At 62.0% G+C, this 23,679-nt stretch carries 25 protein-coding genes; 16 read left to right on the top strand and 9 right to left on the bottom strand.

The window, feature by feature from the left end; all coding sequences use genetic code 11:
- Window positions 1–305: 305 nt before the first annotated feature.
- Window positions 306–644, bottom strand: coding sequence for an RNA polymerase-binding protein RbpA (locus tag RY1_RS01715; RefSeq protein ID WP_072801781.1), 339 nt, complete (start codon window positions 642–644; stop codon window positions 306–308).
- A gap of 200 nt (window positions 645–844) precedes the next feature.
- On the opposite strand from RY1_RS01715, the gene RY1_RS01710 reads away from it, so the two are divergent.
- Window positions 845–1,168 carry a hypothetical protein gene (locus RY1_RS01710; protein ID WP_218019769.1) on the top strand — a complete coding sequence of 108 codons (324 nt, stop codon included), beginning with the start codon at window positions 845–847 and terminating at the stop codon, window positions 1,166–1,168.
- 4 nt (window positions 1,169–1,172) lie between these two features.
- Here RY1_RS01710 and RY1_RS01705 read toward each other — a convergent pair whose 3' ends face one another.
- Window positions 1,173–1,964: an MBL fold metallo-hydrolase gene (locus tag RY1_RS01705; protein WP_072801780.1), complete on the bottom strand. Its 792-nt coding sequence runs from the start codon at window positions 1,962–1,964 to the stop codon at window positions 1,173–1,175.
- Between the two features lie 54 nt (window positions 1,965–2,018).
- On the opposite strand from RY1_RS01705, the gene RY1_RS01700 reads away from it, so the two are divergent.
- The 3 genes from RY1_RS01700 (at window position 2,019) to RY1_RS01690 (ending at window position 5,134) form a co-directional block, all read left to right on the top strand.
- The gene (locus RY1_RS01700; RefSeq protein WP_072802233.1) at window positions 2,019–4,088 is read left to right on the top strand and encodes a phage holin family protein; all 2,070 of its coding nucleotides are present in this window, start codon (window positions 2,019–2,021) and stop codon (window positions 4,086–4,088) included.
- A gap of 8 nt (window positions 4,089–4,096) precedes the next feature.
- The gene (locus tag RY1_RS01695; RefSeq protein WP_072801779.1) at window positions 4,097–4,552 is read left to right on the top strand and encodes a tellurite resistance TerB family protein; all 456 of its coding nucleotides are present in this window, start codon (window positions 4,097–4,099) and stop codon (window positions 4,550–4,552) included.
- Between the two features lie 78 nt (window positions 4,553–4,630).
- Window positions 4,631–5,134 (top strand): DUF6328 family protein, encoded by a 504-nt coding sequence (locus RY1_RS01690; RefSeq protein WP_072801778.1) that lies wholly within the window; start codon window positions 4,631–4,633, stop codon window positions 5,132–5,134.
- Between the two features lie 18 nt (window positions 5,135–5,152).
- Here RY1_RS01690 and RY1_RS01685 read toward each other — a convergent pair whose 3' ends face one another.
- Both RY1_RS01685 and RY1_RS01680 read right to left on the bottom strand, forming a co-directional pair.
- Window positions 5,153–5,431: a DUF7218 family protein gene (locus RY1_RS01685; protein ID WP_072801777.1), complete on the bottom strand. Its 279-nt coding sequence runs from the start codon at window positions 5,429–5,431 to the stop codon at window positions 5,153–5,155.
- Between the two features lie 49 nt (window positions 5,432–5,480).
- Window positions 5,481–6,989: an amidase gene (locus RY1_RS01680; protein ID WP_072801776.1), complete on the bottom strand. Its 1,509-nt coding sequence runs from the start codon at window positions 6,987–6,989 to the stop codon at window positions 5,481–5,483.
- An 818-nt stretch (window positions 6,990–7,807) separates the two neighbouring features.
- Between RY1_RS01680 and RY1_RS01675 the strand changes: the two genes are divergently transcribed.
- The 6 genes from RY1_RS01675 (at window position 7,808) to RY1_RS01650 (ending at window position 14,018) form a co-directional block, all read left to right on the top strand.
- Window positions 7,808–8,917, top strand: coding sequence for a tyrosine-type recombinase/integrase (locus RY1_RS01675; RefSeq protein ID WP_072801775.1), 1,110 nt, complete (start codon window positions 7,808–7,810; stop codon window positions 8,915–8,917).
- Window positions 8,914–9,252, top strand: a complete 339-nt coding sequence (locus RY1_RS01670) for a helix-turn-helix domain-containing protein (protein WP_072801774.1) — start codon at window positions 8,914–8,916, stop codon at window positions 9,250–9,252. The genes RY1_RS01675 and RY1_RS01670 overlap by 4 nt, the downstream gene beginning before the upstream one ends.
- Window positions 9,253–9,433: 181 nt before the next feature.
- Window positions 9,434–10,720: a site-specific integrase gene (locus RY1_RS01665; protein ID WP_245819456.1), complete on the top strand. Its 1,287-nt coding sequence runs from the start codon at window positions 9,434–9,436 to the stop codon at window positions 10,718–10,720.
- A gap of 349 nt (window positions 10,721–11,069) precedes the next feature.
- Complete coding sequence (locus RY1_RS01660) at window positions 11,070–12,140, top strand: hypothetical protein (RefSeq protein WP_169914543.1); 1,071 nt, start codon at window positions 11,070–11,072, stop codon at window positions 12,138–12,140.
- Window positions 12,137–13,153, top strand: coding sequence for a hypothetical protein (locus RY1_RS01655; RefSeq protein WP_072801771.1), 1,017 nt, complete (start codon window positions 12,137–12,139; stop codon window positions 13,151–13,153). The genes RY1_RS01660 and RY1_RS01655 overlap by 4 nt, the downstream gene beginning before the upstream one ends.
- A gap of 343 nt (window positions 13,154–13,496) precedes the next feature.
- Window positions 13,497–14,018, top strand: a complete 522-nt coding sequence (locus RY1_RS01650; RefSeq protein ID WP_139279694.1) for a DUF2441 domain-containing protein — start codon at window positions 13,497–13,499, stop codon at window positions 14,016–14,018.
- 235 nt (window positions 14,019–14,253) lie between these two features.
- On the opposite strand, the gene RY1_RS01645 is transcribed toward RY1_RS01650, so the two are convergent.
- A complete protein-coding gene (locus RY1_RS01645) occupies window positions 14,254–14,925 on the bottom strand; it encodes a hypothetical protein (RefSeq protein WP_139279693.1) in 672 nt (223 codons plus the stop codon).
- Between the two features lie 483 nt (window positions 14,926–15,408).
- Here RY1_RS01645 and RY1_RS30410 point away from each other — a divergent pair, with 483 nt between their 5' ends.
- Entirely contained in the window at window positions 15,409–15,744 is a 336-nt protein-coding gene (locus RY1_RS30410) for a hypothetical protein (protein ID WP_245819455.1), read from the top strand.
- A 175-nt stretch (window positions 15,745–15,919) separates the two neighbouring features.
- On the opposite strand, the gene RY1_RS01635 is transcribed toward RY1_RS30410, so the two are convergent.
- Window positions 15,920–16,564 (bottom strand): response regulator, encoded by a 645-nt coding sequence (locus tag RY1_RS01635; protein ID WP_072801767.1) that lies wholly within the window; start codon window positions 16,562–16,564, stop codon window positions 15,920–15,922.
- Window positions 16,555–17,775, bottom strand: coding sequence for a sensor histidine kinase (locus tag RY1_RS01630; protein WP_072801766.1), 1,221 nt, complete (start codon window positions 17,773–17,775; stop codon window positions 16,555–16,557). Before RY1_RS01630 ends, RY1_RS01635 begins: the two co-directional genes overlap by 10 nt.
- A gap of 177 nt (window positions 17,776–17,952) precedes the next feature.
- Here RY1_RS01630 and RY1_RS01625 point away from each other — a divergent pair, with 177 nt between their 5' ends.
- From RY1_RS01625 to RY1_RS01605, 5 genes are all read left to right on the top strand, one after another.
- Window positions 17,953–18,636 (top strand): DedA family protein, encoded by a 684-nt coding sequence (locus RY1_RS01625; RefSeq protein ID WP_072801765.1) that lies wholly within the window; start codon window positions 17,953–17,955, stop codon window positions 18,634–18,636.
- Between the two features lie 121 nt (window positions 18,637–18,757).
- Window positions 18,758–19,354 (top strand): TetR/AcrR family transcriptional regulator, encoded by a 597-nt coding sequence (locus RY1_RS01620; RefSeq protein ID WP_072801764.1) that lies wholly within the window; start codon window positions 18,758–18,760, stop codon window positions 19,352–19,354.
- Complete coding sequence (locus RY1_RS01615) at window positions 19,351–20,571, top strand: GDSL-type esterase/lipase family protein (protein ID WP_072801763.1); 1,221 nt, start codon at window positions 19,351–19,353, stop codon at window positions 20,569–20,571. Before RY1_RS01620 ends, RY1_RS01615 begins: the two co-directional genes overlap by 4 nt.
- Window positions 20,568–21,812: a phthiocerol/phthiodiolone dimycocerosyl transferase family protein gene (locus tag RY1_RS01610; protein ID WP_072801762.1), complete on the top strand. Its 1,245-nt coding sequence runs from the start codon at window positions 20,568–20,570 to the stop codon at window positions 21,810–21,812. Before RY1_RS01615 ends, RY1_RS01610 begins: the two co-directional genes overlap by 4 nt.
- Window positions 21,813–21,896: 84 nt before the next feature.
- Entirely contained in the window at window positions 21,897–22,601 is a 705-nt protein-coding gene (locus RY1_RS01605) for a M24 family metallopeptidase (protein WP_072801761.1), read from the top strand.
- 19 nt (window positions 22,602–22,620) lie between these two features.
- Here RY1_RS01605 and RY1_RS01600 read toward each other — a convergent pair whose 3' ends face one another.
- Together RY1_RS01600 and RY1_RS01595 are read right to left on the bottom strand one after the other, a co-directional pair.
- A complete protein-coding gene (locus RY1_RS01600) occupies window positions 22,621–22,833 on the bottom strand; it encodes a TOBE domain-containing protein (RefSeq protein ID WP_072801760.1) in 213 nt (70 codons plus the stop codon).
- A gap of 259 nt (window positions 22,834–23,092) precedes the next feature.
- Window positions 23,093–23,578, bottom strand: coding sequence for a DUF2867 domain-containing protein (locus RY1_RS01595; protein ID WP_072801759.1), 486 nt, complete (start codon window positions 23,576–23,578; stop codon window positions 23,093–23,095).
- Window positions 23,579–23,679 lie beyond the last annotated feature (101 nt).

Here is a 23,679-nt window from a genome sequence, read left to right as displayed (position 1 = left end):
TCTGCAGCACAATTGCTGCCTTGGGCTCCACCCGGTGCTCACAACTTATCGTCTGATCTACGCGGACCGTTACCCGAACGGTGCGCCTCGCTCAGCTTTCAATAGTTGCATTGCACAGATGAATTGGCATCTCGATCGCGAGAGAATTCGAATTTGTCCTCGGATCGAAATGGTCGAGAGACGAAAAAAAGACTGCGAGTCGCTTTGCGGCACAAAAAACTGCGCCGAGCGATTGTTTCGTCGCCCAGCGCAGTTGGTCGAACCCAGCTCAGTTGATCAAACCGACACAGCTGTTGGAGAGAGGGTCACGCGCCGCGGCGTTTGACCTTCAGCAAATCCATGCGCTCCTTGAGGAGCTCCTCCAGCTCGTCGACGGACCGTCGCTCGAGCAACATGTCCCAGTGGGTGCGAGGAGGCTTGACCTTCTTGGCTTCGGGAGCCGTTCCCTCGATCAGGCTGCCTTCGAGGCCGTTGCGGCACGCCCATGTGCCAGGGATCTCGGCGTCGTCGGCGAACGGAATGTCGAACTCCTCGCCGTTGTCGCAACGGTAACGCGCGACGCGCCGAGGAGCGAGGTCGTGGTCTCGATCCGTCTCGTAGCTCACTGCGCCGAGTCGGCTACCCCGTAGTACGCGATCTGCCATTGTGAAGTCCTCTCGCTCGATAGTGCGTGCTGTGCGGGGCGGACATCGTGCCACTGTGCACGATCCGCACGCCACTCACAGATGTTCAACGTGCCGTGTACACCGATCGTTCCCGATGCGGCCCACGACACGAATCGACCCGCGCACATGTGCCGATCATTCTACCGCCACGCACCCGTAGGCTCGTGACCATGTCTGTCATGTCGCGCCGAGTACATGCCTGCGCGTGGTGCGGCCGTGAAGTTGCCGACTCCGGAGTGGGGCGCAGACGGCGGTACTGCAGGCAGTCCTGCCGTCAGCGCGCATACGAGCACCGCAGCGCAGTCAAGGGAACGTCTATCCCGGAGGACGCAGTCGTGCTCTCAGCCGACGAGGCGTCCGCGCTGATCGACCGATCGTTCGAAGTCAGATGCGCGGCCGAGGACGTCGCGATCGCGGTCGACGAAGGCGCGTCACCGGCGGAGCTCGCCGAACTGTGCAAAGAACTCGTGGCCAGGGCCAAGGACGCCGAACGCCTCCGATGAACGGTCACGTCGTGACGTGCACGCTTTCCCCCGGATCGAGTACACGGACCCCACGCTCGAGCAAGGCCGCAGCCGCCCGGAATTTCGTTCCGGGCTCGTAGAACATCGACGGGCGTATTCGATCGAATCCGATCGGCCACAGCGTTCCGTAGTGAATCGGGATCGAGAGCCGTGCATCGGTCCTCGACGCGGCCAGAGCGGCGTCGCCGGGCTCCATGTGTCCTGCGCCGAGCGTCGGACCCCATCCGCCCACAGGCAGCAGCGCGACGTCGCATCGCGGGACCCACGTGCTCATGTCGTCGAACAGTGCGGTGTCACCGGCGAAGTACGTGACGATGGCACCTTCGACGACAAACCCGAGTGCAGCGACGTCGTTCGGTCCGCGTCGCCATCTCCGTCCGTCGTGGGCGGCTGGGACCGCGGTGACACGGAGCGGACCGATGTGGACCACGTCTCCGGGGTCGACGGTGAGCAGCCGCGACCCGAATCTACGCAGGCCGGCGAGCTTGTCCGGCGCGCCGCGGGGGAGCACGATCGGCGCGTCGCCGCCCAAGCTGTCCAGCGATGGGAGGTGGGTGTGGTCGGCGTGCAGATGCGACAGCAGAACGACGTCGGGAAGGTCGTCACCGACCAGGCCGGGATCTGCTCCTCGTCGACGCCGGAGGTGCCCGAGCCTGTTGGTCAGGACCGGGTCGGTCAGGACCGTCGTGCCGCTGTCACGGATCCCGACAGTGGCATGGCCCCACCATGTCACCACTGTCGGATGATCTCGGCCCTCGGCCACGCCGTCTACCATTCCAGAATTCGAAAGATTGTGCGTGCGCTCTTCGTCGACGGGTGGGTCCAGCAAATGGCGTCAGGCAGAAGGACGGTGTCGATCGGCTCCATCGTCGTGCTCGCTTGGGAATACTGGGTGCTGACCGCGGCGTGCGCGGTCGCGTTGATCGTCGCCGACCTCGTCATGCCAGGGTTTCATCTGGACCGGATCGGCTCGTCCACGTTTCTCGGGCTCGTGGCCAGCGGCGTCGTACTGTCGATCGTCTTCGGCGCGCTCAATGCGATCCTGTGGCCCCTGTTGCTTCGCGCGATGATGTGGGCGGGTCCCGCGTTGCTGTTCGTGTTCGTTTTCGTGGCCAGTGGCCTGATGATGCTGCTGAGCGTCGTACTGGTCCCTGTCGCACACTTCGATGGTCCGGTCGATGCGACGACGCTGGCACTCGTGCTGTCCCTGACCACGTCGGTCATCTCGGGGGCGATGGCGGCTCGTCGGGACACCACGTACCGGACCATGGTCGTCCGTCGTCACCGCGTGCGTGCTCGCACAACTCGGCCGTCGGCTACAGGTCCGGGACTCGTCTGCATTCAACTGGACGGACTCGGACACGATGTTCTACGCCGTGCGATGTCCTCGGGCGTGACGCCGACGCTGGCGAGGTTGGTGGCCTCCGGTTCTCACTCGCTCGTTCCCTGGCACACCGACTGGAGCAGTCAGACGGGTTCGAGCCAGCTCGGCATCCTCCACGGCTCGAACCGGGACGTGCCCGCGTTCCGCTGGTACGACAAGACCACCTCACGCATCGCCGTCTTCAGCGATCCGGCATCGAACCTCGAGCGCGAGCGCGAACGCTCCGACATTCCCGGACTGCTCGCGGGCGACGGCGCCAGTCGCGGCAACTTGTTCTCCGGCGGAGCCGAGGACAACGTGCTTGTCGTCAGCCGAATGAAGGGCGCTCGTCTCGGAGGCGGCGGTAGCGGATACTCCGGTTATTTCATCGACCCGGCCAATGCAGTCAGGACGGCCATTCGGCTGTTCGCGGAAGTGTGTCGCGAACTCGGCCAGGCGTGGTCGGCTCGCCGCCACGACATCGTGCCGAGAGTGTCGCGTGGCGGGATATATCCGTTGGTTCGCGCGTTCACCACGGTCGTCGAGACCGATGTCGTGGTCGCGGCAGTCATCGGCGACATGGTTCGCGGGCGGACCATCGTGTACGCAGATCTGGTGGGGTACGACGAGGTATCCCACCACTCCGGCATCGAACGACCCGAAACGCTCGCGGTGCTGCGCAAGCTCGACGCGGAACTCGCCATGATTCACGCTGTGGCGGAGAGCAGCGATCGTCCGTACCGACTCGTCGTTCTCTCCGATCACGGCCAGAGTCAGGGCGCGACGTTCAGCCAGCGCTACGGCGAGTCGCTGAAGTCGCTGGTGTTGCGACAGTGCGACGGTGCCTCGGTCGCGGAAGAACCGGCACGAGCAGGGGGAGGGGAGGGAGCGGGATACGCCGCTGCGAGCGTCGGACTCTCGCCGGCTCCCGATCGTGCGCTCCGAGACAACGACGATGCTGTCGTTCTCGCGTCGGGAAATGTCGGCTCCGTGTCCTTTCCTCACATCGAGGGGCGGGCGACGAAAGAGACGATCGAGGAGAAGTATCCACGCCTGCTCCAGGCCCTGATCGACCATCCGGGAATCGGATTCGTTCTGGTGGCTCGTGGCGACGGCGGATCGATCGTCCTGAGTGGATCGGGAAGCGTCGAGCTGGCCACGGGAGTCGTCTCGGGCACCGACCCGTTGCAGGCGTTCGGGAGCGGCGTACTCGACATGGTGCGACGGACGGACTCGTTCGGCAACGTCCCCGACATCATGATCAACGGCACGTACTGGGCGGAGACGGACGAGATCGCGGCATTCGAGGAACAGGTGGGCTCGCACGGCGGACTCGGCGGTCAACAGACCACACCGTTCTTGCTGTTTCCGACCGCTTTCGATTTCCCACCACTTCCGTTGCACGGGGCCGAGTCGATTCACCGAATCCTCAGCTCGTGGCGTGACCGCGCGGACGGCTCACCAGCCATTTCGGACGTTTCGGGCGGCGTTGTGGACAATGGTGCCGGTAGTGCGATCGGTACCACTCGAGACTGAGGAGTTACATGGCGTTCTGGGATCAGCTGAAGACGAGAGCCCAAGAGTTGAACGGGCAGTTACAAACCAAGACAGCCCAGTTCAAGAACAAGGAGTTCGCGAACGGAAGTATGGCCATGTGCGCGCTCATCGCGGCAGCGGACGGGTCGATCGACCCTGCCGAACGGCAGAAGACCGCGTCGCTGATCGCCGCCAACGAGTCTTTGAAGGTGTTTCCGCCAGATGAGCTCCGGCAGAAGTTCGATTGGTACTGCGACAAGTTGCAGGGCGATTTCGAGTTCGGCAAGGTCGAAGCTACTGCGACGATCGGGAAACTGAAGAGCAAGCCGGACCAGGCACGTGCGGTGATCCAGATCGGCATCATCATCGGTGGTGCCGATGGCAACTTCGACGACGACGAGAAGAACGCCGTCCGGAACGCCTGTTTTGCCGTCAGCATCGATCCGGCAGAGTTCGAACTCTGACCACTGGGTCGGTGAGCGTTAACACTCCCACGCGCTCACCGACCGCGCTCACAACGCACTCGAGGCTAGTGTTGGTCGATGGAGCACGATGAGGGACTCGATCACCTCGAATGGAACGGTAAGGCGCGCAACGAGACCCCGACTCAGCAACTCGACCGAAATTGGACGGCGCTGTTGCAGGAACTGCGGGTCGTGCAGACCGGTGTCCAGCTCCTGACCGGCTTCTTGCTGACGGTGCCGTTCCAGCAAAGATTCGACGACCTGTCGTCGGTGGGTCGCGTTGTGTATCTGGTTACCGTGACGGCGTCGATCGTCGCGACGATTCTTCTGATCGCTCCGGTTGGCATGCATCGGTTGCTTTTTCGGAAGCGCGCAATCGGGGTCCTCGTCCGCGTCGGGAATCGACTCGCGCTTCTCGGGCTTCTGATGTTGGCAGTTGCGTTGGTCGGCGTCGTAGCGCTGACTTTCGAAATCGTCGTCGGAATCTTTGCTGCGGAAGTTGCGGCGGCAGCCGTCACGGTACTGCTGTTCGGTCTGTGGTTCGTGCTACCGCGTGCGTACCTTCGCACGTCGGATCAATGAGTCTCTCGCGTTGACGGCTCAGTGATCGCGAAGCTGCTGCACCAGCTCGTCCTTGCGAAGGTCGGAGTAACCACTCAGTCCCAGTTCCTTTGCCCTCGAACGAAGCTCGTCAACGGTCCAATCCTCGTAGGATCCGGAACGTCCACCGCTCGCCCCGACCGCCGACCGCCCCTTGTTCGCTGCGGCGTTGGAGATGCGAGCGGATTTCTCCTTGGAGTTACCCTCCTTCCTCAGCTCCTCGTACATCTCCTGATCCTTCAACTGAGGCTGTGAGTCCTTCGAATTGCTTGCCGGCATCGTTTCTCCTCCGTAGTCGTGCGTGGCGGATATCCGAAGGCTGGAAAGATCAAACCGCGTTCTTCTGCGTCGATTTCACCGGCGCGGGGAATCGGTGGATCCACGGCCGGGCCTCTTCCAGCTGAGCAGCCAATCGAAGTAGTCCGCTCTCCGACCCCAATCGTCCGACGAATTGGACACCGAGCGGAAGCCCGTCGTCTGTCCAGTGCATCGGGACACTGATCGCGGGACGTCCTGTCACATTGGCCAACTGAGTGTAGGGAACCCATCCGAGCCCATCGGCGATGGCGTCGTCGACGATCCCCGACAGGGCCATCACTCTTCCCGCCCGCATGGTGCTGACGACCCTGGCGGCTGCCTGAACGAGTGATGACGTTGCGGTCGAACCCAGTGCAAGCGGGGGAGTCGCGATAGTGGGAGTCAGTAGGAAGTCGTAACGGTCATGGAATGTGGCAAGCGACCGCACATAGGTCGTGGTGTTCTCGAGGGCACTGATGGCGGCCAGCATTCCGTTGTGGCGTCCGAACTCAGCCAACGCCAGGGTATCGGCTTCGAAATGGGAGTTCTTGGCGCCGATGCGTGCCTTGATCTCGGAGACCTGGACGTGCACCTGGGCGAACCATATCGACAAGAAGTCGCGAGAGAGAGCCCAGTCGTCGAACGGCGGCGGCACCTCCTCCACGTGGTGCCCGAGTTCGCTGAGCACGGCAGCGGTGCGCTCGACGGCAGCTATTGCCTCCCGGTGTGGATGAGGATTGACCGCCGACGAATGCGACCAACCGATCCGCAGGCCGGTCGGCCTCGAACCCAACGAATTCGCAAATGGTTCGGACGGAAACTGCGCCAGGTACTCGGCATTGGGATCGGGGGAGACGATGGCGTCGTACAGCGCCGCGCTGTCTCGGACGGTCCTGCTGACGACCCCCTGGCCGACCATCCCGAACATGATCTCCCCGGTCTGCGGACCGTACGGTGACAATCCGCGGCCCAGCTTCAGTCCGACGAGCCCGTTGCAGGCGGCGGGTATCCGTATGGATCCGCCGCCGTCGTTGGCTCCTGCCGCTGGGACGATGCCTGCAGCAACGGCCGCTCCCGATCCACCCGAGGACCCGCCCGGTGTTCGCGCTGTGTTCCACGGGTTACGTGATGAACCCCAGTAATCTGGCTCCGTAACGGCTTTGGCGCCGAACTCCGGCGTGTTGGTCTTTCCGAAGATCACCAGCCCGGCATCGAGGAACCGCTGCGTGACGAGCGCGTGATCGGTCGCGACGTCTGCGGCAAGTGACCGTGAACCGTAGGACGTCGGGTAACCCCGATACTCTTGTGCGAGATCCTTGATCAGGAATGGAACGCCTGCGAATGGGCCGTTCAGTGTGCCGCTGTCGGCGCGTTCGTCCGCGGCTGCGTCCATCCGCAGGACAATCGAGTTGAGTTCACCGTCTACGTCGTCAGCCCTGCGACGAGCCAATTCGAGCAGCTCACGAGCGGACACTTCGCCCGACTGGACGAGTGCAGCCAGCTCGGTGGCATCCATGGAAACGTACTCGGCGAGTTCCACCGCACGATGCTACAACGGGCACACCGGTCGGTATTCGAGTTCGGGACGATTTCGCCTGTCATTCCGAATCGACCCACAGAGACGGGGCGCTCCGGGGTCGAGTGTGTGGCAGGAACTGGGCGGTCGCGCACGCCTGGCGTCGCGGAAACTGCGTCGAACGACATTGCCGAGGCTTGGCGTATGTGCTGAAACTTCAATCATGCGACAACCCGCACACTGCATTTCGTCACATGTGACGAAATGCAGTGTGCGGCAGGGCTATACGACAGGGGCTGAGAAGGTTGCCGGCTTCCGACTGCTGCCAACGATTGCAGGATGCGTCGACGATCCGTCGACGGAGAGCTCGGCATCGCCGGTGAACGCCGGCACTGACAGGTCGAGGAATGCAACGCGGACTGGAGTTTCAACACTGGAGACGCCGCGCAACGTCATGGGCTCGAGCCTGGGCGGCAGCGGCGCGGTTGCGCCGCGCGTCAAGCACCGAATATGCATGAGCGACGAGTTGTTGCAACGGACAAAACCCGCCCATCTCTATTGCCGATAATCTACATTATGTCAGTTAAAACTCTGCATGTTGCATCTGATGAATCATTCAGCTATAGCAAACTGGGTGCGTGCATCTTTTGATACGACACGAAATCTGTTCAGAATGAGGATGTTACGTGCCGTCTGGCAGGCCGCCCGTTCGGACGTCCTTCTCAAGGCATCATCAGCCTGTAGTTTCCGCTGTTCAACGTCGCTCTGCGGCAGTGCTATTGACACCAATGATTCATCTGATGAATCATTGATTCGCTGAACGAGACAAGCAGAGGGGTGTCGTGGGGGTAGACAATAGCGGTCGTGTCATCATGGTCGAGTCGGTGACACCGCTCCATCCTGAGGAGCAAACGGTCGAAGACATGCTCACGGGCTGGCGGAACCAACAGCTCTGCCGAAACCTCCAGCTCGGCACCATCGAGCAACGTCAGCAGATGGTCGTGAGGTTCATCGACTACACCAACGAGTTCCCGTGGACCTGGACACCGGCGATGGTCGAAGAGTTCTTCGGAGATTTACGTTCGATCCGACGAGTCACACAGTCGACGATCCGGAGCTATCAAACCTCACTGAAACTGTTCTGTGCCTACATCAGCAACCCCGACTACGGCTGGGACCGGCTCTGCGAGCAACGATTCGGAACACACCCCGCCCAGGTGTTCTTCGAATGGAACAGCGCAGCACATGTCCAGGACAACGAGTCGACGCCGACCAAACGGGCCTTCACCAAGACCGAACTGCAAGAGTTGTTCGACCACGCCGATACCCAGGTCGAGACGATCGCTGGTATCGGCCGCAAGGGTTGGCTGCCGGCCTACCGCGACGCGGTGATGCTCAAGATCGCCTACTCGTACGGTCTGCGCTTCAACGAGCTCCGGCATCTGCAGACCGTCGACTTCACACGAAACCCTCACGCCCGCGAGTTCGGCCGGTTCGGTGTGGTGAACGTGCGCTACGGCAAGGCCAAACGAGGATCGCCACCGAAGCGCCGCAGCGTCCTGACCGTGTTCGACTGGACACCCGAGATCGTCGAGGACTGGATGCTCCACGGGCAGCCCTATCTCGATGCGGGACTGGACCTGTTCCCCTCCGAACGAGGAGCATTGGTCGCCGAATCGACCCTGATCCGCCGATTCCGGCGATACTGCACCGAGCTCTCGCTGTCCCCTGGCCTGGACCTGCATTCACTACGGCGCTCGTACGCCACCCATCTGATCGAAGACGGATGGGATCCTCTGTTCGTGCAACATCAGATGGGTCACGAATACGCCAGCACCACCTCGCTGTACACCTCTGTCTCGAGCGACTTCCGCACCACAACACTGCGACGCGCGCTCGACGCGACAGTCGCAGACGCGCTCGGACTCGGTGAAGAGGGAGAGATCTCGTGAAACGCACCGTCGACTACACCTGGCGCCTACCCGAACTCATGGCCGCACACGGCATGCACAACAGCACCGACCTCATCCCACGACTGCTCGAGCGCGGAATCGACCTCTCCCGTCCACAGGTGTACCGCCTGGTCACCCAACGCCCCGAACGCGTGTCACTGCAGATGATGGCTGCACTGTGCGACATATTCGGCTGCGGAATGGAAGACCTGGTCACCGTGACGGCCGCCGACGAACGCAAGAAGAAGATCGCCTCATCGTCCGCGCCGAACGTCATCGAACTCAATAAGACCGTCCGGCCGCGACGTGCCCGGGTGATCCGCGATGACCATTGAGATCCGGCCTCGCAACACTCGTCGGGGGCGACCGAGAGCCGGCGGCGGTTTCACGTGCGATCGATGCGGACGGGACGCCGGCAAACCGCGCGTGCGCTGGCCCGAAGGCAACATCTGCGGGACCTGCTTTCACACAGCCGTACGCACCTACGGCTACTGCGGAGGCTGCGGGTTCGAACGGATGCTCCCCGGACTCATCGACGAGAAAACGGTGTGCGTCGACTGCGCCGGAATCACCACCGACTTCCATTGCACCAGCTGCGGCATCGAAGCCGAGCACTACCGCCGCGGTATCTGTGCGCGCTGCGCCCTTCGAGACGACCTCACCCCCATGATGCTCGACAACCCGGCCGATCCCGCAGCTATGCAGACTCTGGTGAACATTTTCTGCGCCGTCGACCGCCCCGAAAGCATTCACACTTGGAAACGCTCGACATCGGTGCAAGATCTGCTGCACCGGTTGGCATCCGGTGAGATCCCGATGACCCATGAGGGCCTCGACCGGGTCGATGACGACCGCCGCACCGCCCACCTACGCAGTGTGCTCGAACATCACCAACTGTTGCCACCAAGGGACCGTTACCTCGCCCTGTTCGAGGAGTGGATTGCCAACAAGATTGCGGTTATCGGTCAACCTGCTGTGCGGCGTCCTGCGGAACAATTCGCCACCTGGCATCACCTCAAACGGGTGCGCGTGATCGCGGCCGAGGGAAAGCCCACCCGGGGACCGGTCCACGCGTCGAAACAAGACATCACCGAAACCATCAAGTTTCTGACCTGGCTACACGACACGCACAACCGCACCGCCGCGACATGCCTGCAGCTCGACGTTGACGAATGGCTCGCCGCCGGCCCTACCACTCGGCATTTGGTTCGAACGTTCTTCGTCTGGGCGAAAGCCACCCGCATCAATCGAAACGTGACGATCGCCCACCGCTCCCCCGCCCCCACAGTCACCTTCACCCAAGACGAACGACTGCGCTGGATCCGCGAACTACTCACCGGCAGCAGCGAAGCGCTTCCCTATCGAGTGGCCGGCATCCTTCTGCTGCTCTACGCACAGCCGATGGTGAAAATCGCCGCACTACGCACAGAACAGGTCAGTACCGACACCGATGGGCTGCGGATCGCACTCGGCACCCAACCCGCACCGGTACCCGAGCCCTTCGCGGCACTGTTGCGCCTGCAGGTCGCATCACGCGCGACGCGTCTCACCGGTGCGGACGCCGGCTGGTTGTTCCCGAGCTTCCGAACCGGCCGACACCTACACCCCAACACCCTCATGGACCGACTCAGAGCCCTCGGCATCAACCTCCGAGGTGCTCGCGCGACAACGCTACGCGCCCTCGTCACCCAGGTACCTCCTCCGCTTGCCGCCGAGATGCTCGGATACAGCTACTCCGTCGCCCACCGCCACGCCGAACTGGCCGCACAACCATGGGCGCAATACTCCACACACCGAAAATAGCCTCAGTCCTACGCGCGTTCACCATCAAGTTTCCAGCTTGTGAATCGACGACGTGTCGAAGGGGGTGAGGTAGTGTAGCGGACATGACACTGCAGAAAGGCGCATGAGCGCTCCGTCGTCTGAGCGCAGACTCTTGCGCCCACGATATATTCGTTTCGCTGCCGCCCGGCTGTGGGTGATCGACGAAACCCAGCCTGTTGCAGTGCTTCTCGAACCGACATCCGGACAAATCGATCGGATAGTGTCTTGGCCGGAGATTTCTTCCCCGTCACCTGCGCTGACGATTGCCTCCTATGGAAACCGTGTCTGGCTTCACTACCGCGGAACGGATGCTCTGGCTTGTGTGACCGTGGACGGGGTAAATCACGCCGAGTACCTCGAGGGCACACATCTGCTCACAGCTGGATCGTCCGGAGCATGGTGCTTTCGACCGACACGCACGCGTGACGACGTCGCTCGTACTGCGGACGAGCCGCCGCTCCTCCGCCCGCAAACGGGACCGCCTTTACTCCTGGCCCACCCGGGCGGAGGCACGACTCCGATCGACGTCGACGGGGTCGTCGTCGCAGCCGACTTCGACGAACGATCGGTCCGCCTGGGCGTCGAGCAGGCCCCATGGTCGCGCATCTATCGCGAAACCCCAACCTCGGCAGGATATGTTCTCCAACAATCCAAGTCGTGGATTCACGTCCCGTTGGATACCGAACGGACCCACATCGGACTCGACGACCACCCTCGATCCCACGCCGACGGCGCGTGGCACACCAGTGAGTACGCGGACACCACGTACAACGAGCTGCACCGCCGCAAGCGCGCGATCGGCGACGGCGTCCGATGGCACTGGGGCATGACAGGCAGGCACGGCGGTGTTCTTTTGGTGAAGGCATTCCGTGGCGGTTCGTCGACGCCTGTACGTGAGATCGAATTGCCCGGTGTCCAGGCCTCTGAGGGCACCGCGCACGGTGATCAGCTCTGGCTCCTTGTCAGATCTGTAGACGGAAGCAGCTCGACCCGCCACTTTGTTCGACTATCGACGGACACAGCGAAGTCCGAAGTCGAAACAGCGATTGACGACTTGGACATCACGGGATACTGCCGTGCCGTCGCTCCCGAACCGGCTGATCATGCGTCGTACGTCCGGTACTGCGTTCGCCGACTCGACGGGTGGCAATTTTCGCCGCTGATGCACGACGTGCGGGCCGAATTCATCGGGGACTGGCCGCATGGACGATTGCACATCAGCTTCACGCACGATGACTACGAGGGGCTCACTTTGGTGACTCGACTCAATCTGTACGACGAACAGGGTCAACGTCTCGACGACGTAACCCGTTATGTACCGACGGAATTGATGGAGCAAGCTGACACCCGCGCCTACCCCGATCGGTCGCACGCCGTCGGCGGGGTGTTGTACCTATGACGCATTGGGTCGAGGTACTGCTCAAGATCGTCGACGGTCCGCAACGGCCGGTCATAGGTGTTGCCCGCGCAACTCACGCCGACCTCGGTCCGCGAGTCGTCTACGACGGGCACCACGGCATCGTTCCGTCGTATGTGGGTTTCGGGCTCGGCGAAGTCCGCCTGTTCCGTTCCGGTCGAAAGACGCGCATGGAGTCCCTCGACGGGAAACCGCTGTTCATTGCCGACGGCCAGAAATGTTGGGTGTTTCAAGCCAGTCACGAAGATCCGATCGAAACGAACGAGCTCAACACGCGGATACACGACCCGGGTCGGGAGCTGATCGTCTCCCGGCCGGTCGAACATTGGGCGCGGCCGGGCCTCACCCGACCCACGCTCCCCATCGAAGAGGTCGAATTCATCGGACGACGCTGCTGGAAAGTGAAGTTGAAGACCGGCAGCGAGGGCTCGCCGACGGTGCTGACGGTCGACACCGAGACCGGGACCGTGTTGAAGCAGGAGTCCGAGGAGGGCAGCGCGGAGTACGTCGATTGTGCCCTGCCGGAGAAAGTTTCGGATTCGACGTTCGTGTGGAGCGGCCCGGTCAGAATGGCGCACAACGTGTTCGCCGAAGATCGGGCGCGCTCGATCGAACAATCGAAAAGCAACATGCAATGGTTCCACGACAACGTCAGCGCGCTACGAATACAGGCGAACGTCCTGGTCGACTTCACGCCGACCGAGGTGCGACGAGACCCCGAACATCCCGAGAGCTTCGAAGCCGATTTTGAGAAAGGTGCAGGCCGACTGTGGCGACGCGCGCGCTCCGCCGAAGACTGGTTGCTCCCCGTGAACTGGACACGGCACTACCCGACGCCGATCCGGGCATGGTCCACGCACGAATTCGACTGGGCATGCGCACTAGGCCTTGGACCGGGTAGTTTGACCGACGCAACCTTGGCGCAACTCCAGGACACGCTTCACCCAGGTCAAGACGTGATTGGCATCCCCCCACTGAATCCAAGATCGCGCTGATCAATACGACAGTTCCATAATGCAGAGTCACCTCTAAACCTCTGCATAGTGTTCTTCTGCAGTCTTTTCGGCATATCCGCCATCGGCGTCTGCACTTTGCGTAGTGCCTTGAGTTCGACGCCGTGGCTTCGGTTCCAGATTCGCTCGTGTTACGCGCAGACATTTCGCCGCACATTCATCGCACGGAATGTGCGGCCTGCGTGACTATGCTTCGGATCCGTAGTCTGAAAAATCAGGGAGACGGGCGTCGTCGCCCACGAGCATCGACCGGTCACGGCATCGGTGCGAAAAGGGGTAACCAGTGCACGACCACAATGCGCCAGAGCCGACACACGCCACAGTGATGCCAACACAAGCAACATCGACAACCCAAAGCTTCTTTCACGTCGACCGTCGTGGAACGATCGCTCACACAGGCGGGTACATCGCACTCAACGGTGCCGGCTTGCCCGAGCACGGCCGCCAGTATCAGCTGGACGAGCCGGTGGTCGGGTCGGTGTCCTGGAACGGCAGCAGCGCCAACATCGTGTCGACCAATCTCGCGGTGGAGAACTTCTGGGAGCTCTACCGGCGCGCCACGTTTCCTGCTCTGCCGTCACGCTTCCATTCTCTTTTCGCGTTCACCTCAATCAACGACGCTCGGCGTTTCGCCAAGGACGCTGGCGGTGCTCCGATCTTGGAGCTGTGTGTTCCAGCAGGGGCGGTGATCCACCGAGGCGACATGGACTGGCTCAAGGCAGGGAACTTCGCCTTCATGCTGGATTGCGCCGATAGATACTGGACCGGGCAACCGATGACCGCCACACCCGTGTGGGAAGCACTCATCGCCCTCCCGGTGGTGATGACGCTGACTCCGCTCCCCTGAGCTGCATCTACCGTCTGTCGCTCGGCCGTCGCATCGAGCCCGGTAACGTCGACACATGCAGGGAATACGACGAATCCCGATATGCAGAGTTGCCGGTAAATTGCTGCATATTGTTGCAGCACATTGCTTTCCGGATTACGAGGAACTGGCGAGTTAGGGCTGAGCGAGACAGATCGACCTTTACACGGCAGTGACCGTTCCGTGCATTTCGAGCCGTCCGGCACTAGTTTGCTTGCTATCGGGTGTCGGGTTCTTCGACCCGTAGAAGGTGTTCGAGGTCGATCGACACGCTCGGGGCGGTGTTCAGTCCGAGTTCCGTGTAGGCGATGGAAAACGTGATCGGTCCAGATTCGGGGAGGGGGCTGAGAAAATACGTTGCACCGGTCTCCGTCGGACGGCTGTAGCTTCCTCCCCCGTACAGCCATGGAGTCGTTGCGTCGTCGTCCTCGGGGGCATCCCAGGCAAAGCTCTCCTTGTTGGACACCACCTTGCCTGTGGGAAGTACGAGACCTAGATATATCCGGTGTTTCGCGGGAGGACGCATGCGATGCGTCAGATTGAGACGGTCTCCCAACAACCCGGTGTCCTCGTGAAGGGATGTCGCAGCGAGGTCGAACTGGAGACCTGTTCGGAAGATGCGGAGCCGATCGATCTGCATCTGGACTCCGCCGAGAAGTGCGTCATCGAGCGAGAACGGATACTTCGCAGAGGGTTCGACCAGTAGGCCGTCGGTTTTGAGGGGTGGCTTCCGTTGGGGGTGAACATACCGCCGGTTGGCCTTCCGCTCGCGGATGGCTTCCTTGCGAGCGATGTGTGCGCGCACCTCGGGGGGATTTTCACCCACACTGCTCCAAGGGACGCGCCGGACTCCGGGCTCGTCCGGATCGATGCCTTCTACGAACTCCATACCTGCTTCCACCATTGGCCCGACCACCGTGCAGCCTCAAGCCAAGTTATCGCAGGCGAGCTCCACCCGCCTTGGAAGTACGGGACAGTTGAACTGGCTCTGGCTGTGCGAGAAGCTGACCTATACGACCAGTCCTGATATGCAGGGTTACCAGTAAGGGGCTGCGCGTTGTTCTGAAGTCGTACGGCGACCCACGACTCTGCGTCGCCACACGCTCAAATATTGCACCCGGGGCGGTGAGCCACCAGAGCGGCGCATTGAGATAACCTTCTGCAGGTGGCGAGCAATCCAGCGCTTAGAATGTCGCGGCTTCGAACTTTGATCGATCACCCGCGAACGGGCATCAGTGAGCGCGACGCCGCACAGCGAATGCTGGACCGTATTTTGACGAAATCACGGTCACCTGTCACGAACACGGAACGAAGTTTCGGCACACGGCACGCACGGGTTGGCCGGCATGCCGGCCTCCCTCGCATCGCTGAGATGATCCGCGAAGACATCGTTCTCGCGCGGACTGTCTTCGCGACCAACGCTGCGGTAAGCGACCTCGCGGTAGTGGACCCGATAGGCAGCGCACCCACAGAGATTCTCTTCGACGTCAATACGCCGTTCGGCAGCGAAATCGTCATTACGTTGAGTTCGGTCCCCGAGGAGTGGGGATGGGTAAAAGAATGCGGAATCTCAGTGGTCTCCCCCGCCCTTCAAACACTCGCCGACGAACTGGCCGCGGTCGTCAACAGCTACAACCACACTGGCTCAGACATAGCACAGCGGTTCTTCGGAAGAGTTCGAGTCGGCAGTGACACGCTGGCTTGGTGATAGGTCGCTGGCCTTCGCTCATGTTTTACCGCAGTCGACCTGTCGAGCATGGCAATCGAAACTGGCCCCAGTCTTACGTGGTTCCGTGAGGGAAACACTGTTGCAGGATTCGCCAAAATGATCCGCGCCCCGAAGTCTCGGGTCTCGCCACTTCCACCGAACTTCCTGCGGTCGGTCAGGTGCGAAGATAGGTCACCACAGCAACCACGCGACGGCTCAAACCTGAGGAGTGCGCGAGTCCGAACTTCTCGAAGATTGCGTTGATGTGCTTCTCCGCTGAGCTGACAGAGATATGCAGATCCGCTGATATGCGCGCGTTGGTGAGCCCCTCGGCCATCAGCTCGAGTACATCGCGCTCGCGCGGAGTGAGGCGTTCGAGGGGATTCGATCGAGTCGTGCGCGACAACAGTTGTCTCACTACCTCCGGGTCGAAGACAGTCCCGCCGTCGGCAACCCTGTTCAGGGCGTCCAAGAACTCGTCGACCTGGGTGACGCGGTCCTTCAAAAGGTACCCGACCTTCCCTCCGGATCCGCTGATCAGTTCTGTCGCATAACGGTTCTCGACGTACTGGGACAGCACCAGTACCGCCACCTCAGGCCATCGACCGCGAATGGTCAACGCCGCCCGTAGCCCCTCGTCACTGTGATCCGGCGGCATTCGAACATCGGTGACGACGATATCGGGGCGATCCTGTTCCACGGCGTCGAGGAGTGTCTCGGCGTCTGCAACGGACGCGATCACGTCGTGGCCTTCGTCGATGAGCATGCGGACCAAACCCTCTCGCAGCAACGTCGAGTCTTCTGCGACCATCACCCGCACGGGACGCTCGCTGTCACGACCGTCGGGCCGCCGACTGGACTGTCTACGTTCAGGGTGCCGTCCATGGCCGCTACGCGGCGGGCAAGTCCGGACAAGCCGGTGCCAGCCGGATCGGCTCCACCGAGTCCGTCGTCGGTGATGGTTGCAAGTGCGCGTTCGAACCTCTGGTGCGTGACGGTGACCTCCACCAGTCGGGGGGTGGCGTGCTTGGTTGCGTTGGTCACTGCCTCCGAAATGACGAAATAGATGGCCGTTTCCACTGCAGGTCGCAATCTCTCTGTCAGTTCGTACGTCAGTCGAATGGGCACACTCGCACGCTGCGCCATCGTCTCGATCGCCGCGTGGAGACCGGCGTGATCGAGTGCGATCGGGTACACCCGGTTGGCAACCTCGCGCAGCTCGCTGATCGCCACCTGGGATGCGGCGTGGGCTTGGGCGAGGAGTTCGCGTTCCTTGTCGGGCTCGTCGGCGCGGCGGGCTCGGCCGATGAGCATTCCCACAGCAACCAACTGCTGCTGTATGCCGTCGTGCAGGTCGCGCTCGATGCGGCGGCGTTCGTCATCGATGGCGTCGACCACGTGATCGCGGCTGCTCGTCAGTTCGGCCACTCGCTGGTGCAGCAACCGCTCGGACTGCCGTCCTAGTACTTGAATGACGAACCAGCGCTCCAACGATCCAACACCTGCCACCCCCACAACCGCGACGAAGATCAGGAGCATTCCGGGCAGCGCTGCTTGCGCTAGGAGTCGACCGTTCACTCGTTCGGAGTTCTCGATCAGACCCCAGCTGCCGTTCATGATCCACGCCGAGAACATCGATCCGGCCACGACGACACAGAGCGTCAAGAAGAGGACCACGCCTACACCGAGTAGGCCAATTGTCCATCGCATGCCGAGATACCAGCGGCAGCGTTGAGGGAACAGCACGTCCGTGTGGAGCCGACCGTGGAAGCGGATTATCCGACGGAGCTCGAGCTCCGTCAACGCTAGTGCACCCCCGTCGACTGCCGTCCGCAGTGACGATCCCCATCGGCCGAGGACGTGCGCGGATGCGAGGAGTAGCAACGCCACCACGGTAAATAGGAGCGCCGAGACCGCCGTCACGCCACCGAGTGCAACTCCGGCAATCGCGTTCAGCCACAGTCGGACCAGTGATCTGACGGCAACCCGATCTGCCAGATCGGGTGGGTACACAACGCGGTTCCCCGTCACCCGAGCAGCATATGCCGAGTATGCGTCCCCGCATATTGCGGTAAACCACAGACTTTTCTGGGGGGCAGATCCACGATGGTCGACGGCTTTCCTCGATGTCCCCCATTCGCCAAGCTCCTAACGTTTTCAGCGACCTTCCTTCACGGGCGACGTCACCAACACATGAGGAGAAACGCGATGTCCGATTCATTGATCGCTGCAGTTGCTGAAACCGAACCACTTGCGGGGCTGGCAGGTTGGGCGGTCGGCATCATGGACGCCCTCGGTGGCCCGGGCGCAGCCGTCATTGTCGGTGCGGACAACCTGTTCCCACCGATTCCGAGCGAACTCGTTCTGCCGCTTGCCGGGTTTTCGGCCAGCCAGGGAGCCTTCTCCTTCGGTGCGGCACTCTTTTGGACGACTCTCGGCTCGGTCCTGGGGGCGGTCATCGTCTACGCGGTCGGCGCTCTCATCGGACGAGAGCGCACGCGGACCCTGGTGCTGCGGATCCCGCTGATCAAGGCCAGCGACTTCGATCGATCGGAGACGTGGTTCGCCAAGCACGGCTCGAAGGCGATATTCCTTGGCCGAATGGTCCCGCTGTTCCGAAGCTTCATATCCCTTCCGGCCGGAATCGAGCGAATGGGAATGGTGACGTTCCTTGTACTCACTTCAATCGGCAGCCTGATATGGAACACCGTGTTCGTCACCGCGGGATATCAGCTCGGCGAGAACTGGCATTTTGTAGAAGGGTATGCCGGAGTCCTGCAGAAAATCGTCATCGTGTCGGTCGCTATTGCCTTGGTTGTATTCGTGGCAATGCGGCTGCAGTCCCGCCGCCAGGCAGGGAAAACCGACCGATCCGGACATCAAGAACCTTGACAAAGCTAGAGTGACGGACCGCTGCCAGTTTCTGATTCAGGCGCAGCTGGATATCAGTCGTCACTCTGGGTAGATCGCCTATTGCTCATAGGCTGCTTCCTAATGCTGTTAGGGTAAGTGAATGGAGAGGCCGAAGCTCAACCGATCGCTGGTGGTGTTGCGGGCGGCGGAGATGGCCGACGCTGACGGGTTCGATTCGGTGAGCCTCACCGGTGTGGCCCGGTCTTTCGGAGTGCAGACCCCCAGTTTGTACACACACGTCCGAGATCTGGCAGCCCTTCGCGACGGCATTACCGTGGTGGCGCTCGACGAGCTCGCAGAACGCATCGGGGTTGCCATCGCCGGCAGATCCGGTCGCGATGCGCTGTCGGGATTCGCCACGGCTCATCGCGAGTACCTTCGAGAACACCCTGGGCGATGGGAGTCGTTGCAGCGCAAGGCAGGTAGTGATGCAGTCAACGCCCCGGCTGCTCGCCGAATAGTGAACGTCACCGACGCGGTGCTTTTCGGATACGGGATCTCGGGCGAGGACCGTACGCACGCCACCCGCATTGTCGGAGGAGCGATCAGCGGGTTCCTCAACCTCGAGCGCATCGGAAGTCTCGGGCACAGCAACCCCGACGCGGAGCAGTCGTGGGCAGAACTGATCGTCCTTCTGCATTTCTCTCTTGTCCATTGGCACGACCGTCGAAGAAATCACGAGACCGAGGCAACATGATCATCACGCCACTCACGGCGGAACTCGTACACGGGGCCATCGAACTCGAGTCGACCGACCGAGGCGTGCGCCCTCACCGGCTCCCTCAGGCCGTACGCGACCGAGATGCGGACCGTCAGCTCACGCTGATGGAGGCGCAACCCTCTGGTGTGCGAGTCGCTTTCGTAACATCCGCTCGCAGCGTCACGCTCGAAGTTCACGCGACACGCATCGCATATCGAGGCACGACCCGTGCCCGGGGCGCCATCGATGTGCTCGTCGACGACGCCATCCATACTTCCCGTGTCCTGACACAGGGAGATATCGTCGAGCTGGATCTCAACACGGGCGCCAGCGCCTTCGTATCGGGCACGTCGGATCGCATCACGGTTGACGATCTTCCTCACGGGGCCAAGAGAATCGAGATGCTGCTCCCCCACAACGAACAGGTCGATCTGATCGCTCTGTATTCCGACTCCGAGGTGAAACCGGCAACCCTAACCGGTCCCCTGTGGTTGCATCACGGCAGCTCGATAAGTCAGGGCTCGAACGCGTCCAGTCCCGCTGGCATCTGGCCGGCCATCGCGGCCCAGCGTGCTGGTGTTCGCTTGCACAACCTCAGCTTTGGCGGCAGCGCCCTGGTCGACCCGTTCATGGCCAGGGTCATACGCGACTCCCCCGCTGATCTCATCAGCGCCAAACTCGGTATCAACGTCGTCAACTTCGACGCGATGCGGTTGCGCAGTTTCGTGCCTGCAGTGCACGGCTTCCTCGACACCATCCGAGACGGGCATCCCACCACACCGGTACTGCTCGTTTCGCCGATCTTCTGCGGTATTCACGAAAACACTCCCGGCCCGGGCGCGATCGATCCAGACACGCTCGGCACCGACACGATCAGGTTCACAGCGACCGGACGCACAGGTGACACCGATCAGGGCAGACTGACCCTGCAGGTGGTCCGCACAGCGCTCCAGGACATCGTCACGGCACGGGCCGATGACCCCAACCTCCACTATCTCGACGGACAGTCCCTCTACGGCGAATCCGACGCCGAGGTCCATCCGATTCCCGACGCTATCCACCCTGACAGCGACACACATGCGCTCATCGGAGAGCGTTTCGCCGATCTGGCCTTCGGCGCAGGTGGGGTTTTCGAGCGAGAATCAATCGCAGACCACGGCGCGAACGCTGCGAGCGTGCTTCCCGCGAGTCGCCTCCCGAAAGGACACCGATGACTAGTTCTGTTGTAGGACAAGCGCTACGCCCGCTCGGCGCTTTCGAACGAACCATCGACCTCTACATGCACCGCAACCCGGTGCAGTTCTCCCTTGCCATCGACCTGCGCTGCGAGCCGACCGAAGTCGAGCTCGCCGAAGCCCTCCGCCGCCTGCAACTCGCTCATCCCCTTCTTGCCACGCAGATCGACCGGAGTGGAACCGAACCGACATTTCGATCCTCGACCGAGGAGATACCGATGCGGAGCGCACATGAGTCCACACTCGAGCAGGAGGTCGCAGCCGAGCAGACGCGTCCGATACCCCCGTCGCCGGGACCGCTGGTTCGGGCGGTCTTGATCACTGCTGACTCTCGACCGGTAAGTGCCACAGTGGTGTTGACTTTCTCCCACCAGATCGCCGACGGCCGAGGCGCGCTACGTGCCGTGCACGACCTCGTCGCGATTCTCTCCGGACAGGACCTCGCCCCTCGGGACGTCCCGACCGCCCAGGAAGATCTGGTGCCGCGACCGACATCAGACGAGCCGACGTCTCCGCCGGAACCGATCGATGATGAATTAGGGCCGGAACAGCGCGCGCCCGCGACGCTTCGACCGTTCGACGGGACCGCGCCGATGGTTGCGCTTGCCGAGCTCGACGAGGCGTCGACTCGCTCTCTTCGTGACGCGGCGCGTGCACACTTCTGCACCGTGCAGGGCGTGCTGTGCGCTGTGGCCGCGCAATCGCTGTTCTCGGCGCCGGAGAGGGACACCGTACGCATCAATGTCCCGATCGATCTGCGTGGACCGGTCGGACTCGAAGACGACGTTGTGGTTCGATTCACCGCCACATCCGTGGTGTTGACCTCCGTCCCGCAGGTCACGTTCTGGGAACTTGCTCGCAGCGCATCCTCGCAGTTGGCCGACGCTACACATATCCGATCGATCGGTGCTGCGGTGCACACGCTTGCCGACCACGCGCCGACCGATGTGGACAGTGCCGAGCAGGCGATGCTCGCTGCGACGAACGCCGATATCGAGATCACCAATCTCGGTGTGACGGAACAGCAAGAGTGGGATGACTCCGTTCGAGCGGTCTGGGGTCCGGTCATGAGTACCCAGGTAGCAGGTGAGCGAATTCTCGGCGTTGCCACTCATCTCGGACGGTTGCGCCTGGCGTTGACCTCGCACGAACACGTCGACCAGCTGCTGTCCGGCATCATCGACGTGCTGACCACATCCGCGAAATCCGGCGGGGCGTAGCTCTGTGGGTCAGACCCGTTCTACCCATCTACCTCTGCCACGACGAGTCCGGGAGTCACCCAGAACTTTTGCTAGATTCTGGGAATGGTTGTGAGTGTGGAGAGCGAAGACATCCGCGTCACGAAACTGCTCGACGCGCAGGACAAGGCGGTCGAGTTGTTCGATGCGATCACCGACCGTGGACTGATCCGCGCTGGTGCACAGGAAAAACAGGTCAGCGACGAGATTCGCGACCTCGCATCCGAGATGTTCGGGACCACCAAGTTCTGGCACAAGCGCATCGTCCGCAGCGGCATCAACACGTTGCAGCCATATCGCGAGAATCCACCGAATCGCACCATCGCCGACGACGATATCGTCTTCTGCGACTTCGGGCCCATCTTCGAGCAGTGGGAAGCGGACTTCGGTCGCACCTTCGTCCTCGGTGACGATCCGGTCAAACGTCGCCTGCGCGATGGATTACCGACGGTCTTCGATGCCGGCCGTGCCTACTTCGAGGCGCACCCCGACATCACCGGTGAGCAGCTCTACGCAGCAGTCGTCGAACTGGCCCAGCAGTCGGGGTGGGAGTTCGGGGGTGCCATAGCCGGGCATCTGGTCGGTGAATTTCCCCACGAGAAGATCGCCGGCGCAGAGATCGGGTCGTACATCGCCCCCGGTAGCGATCAGCCGATGCGCCGACTCGATCATTCTGGGCGCGTCTGCCACTGGATCCTCGAGATACATCTTGTCGACCGCAGCCGCGACATCGGCGGATTCCACGAAGAGCTTCTCGACCTAGGCCATTGAAAAACCAAGCAACAGAGTTTTATTCGACACCGATGGTGACCTCGGTCGACTTGACGAACACAGTGGCCGCTTGGCCGGCTTCGAGGCCGAGTTCGACCGCGGCTTCTCTGGTGATCGAGGAGGTGACCGTCTGCTCTCCGCCGTCGAGCTTGACCTTCACCGTCGCCATGACACTGCCCAGGGTGACGTCGGTGATGACACCGGTGAGTTGATTACGTGTAGATAGCCGCATGAGCGTTCCTGTTCCGTCGAGGGGTGCTGATGGATCAGTACCGAACGTTAATGGGCGAATCCTCGCTGCGCGAACGTGTCCGCGAACGCGGGCGGATCGGACTGTGTCTACCGCAATTCGTGGTTTCGACGATGCGTTGCGCCACGGCGTGGCAGCAGTCAGGTGGGCGGCGCGGCCCGATACACCCAGGCCCTGCGCCGTGATCCGAGGGTGACCAGCATGCGCGAGTAGTCCGCGACTCCGTATGTGTCCGCTGGGGTCAGTTGTGTCGCGGTGACTGTGAAAGCGGTGCCTTCGACGCGTCCCAGTGGACGTCCGACATACTCGAGCGCAATACGCCAGCCATCAGCAATCTGTGTACCGGCCAGATCAGAGTCAAATACACCGCGCCGACACGATCCTTGCTGTGCGTCTCGGTCTCCAACACTCCGTAGGAAAGCCCCGCCCGCTTGTCGATGCGGAACGTCGACCCGAATACGATCCGGCTGTCGCTGTTCCCCCCGCGTACGGCGGCGGAAGTCACGTCGGAGAATATGAACGGGCCTGCCGTCCCGCCAACCGCAATGTCCGGTGTCCGCGAACGGCCGGGTTGGGTGGCAAACCCAAACCGGCTCACTATTTTGTCTCGCAGATCCACAAGGCCCGTCAGCCACCTCGGCGCGCGGCCCAGGACCTGCCCGGCGAAGTCGATTGCGGTCCATCCTGCGGGGACCCGTATCTCGTGTCTGTCCGCGTACGCGACCATGTTCCTCCCTCGAGCTGAATACCAGCGTGACCACCTCGCCGATGACAGCATAAGCGGAAGTTTCATGTCATGGCTTGTCGCACAGCAATTTCGGACACCGA

Origin of the sequence: Rhodococcus yunnanensis NBRC 103083, from assembly GCF_001895005.1 — a bacterium.
In the GTDB taxonomy this organism is placed as follows: domain Bacteria; phylum Actinomycetota; class Actinomycetes; order Mycobacteriales; family Mycobacteriaceae; genus Rhodococcoides; species Rhodococcoides yunnanense.
Note: the sequence above shows the minus strand (reverse complement) of the source record. Positions and strands in the feature narration are given on the sequence as shown.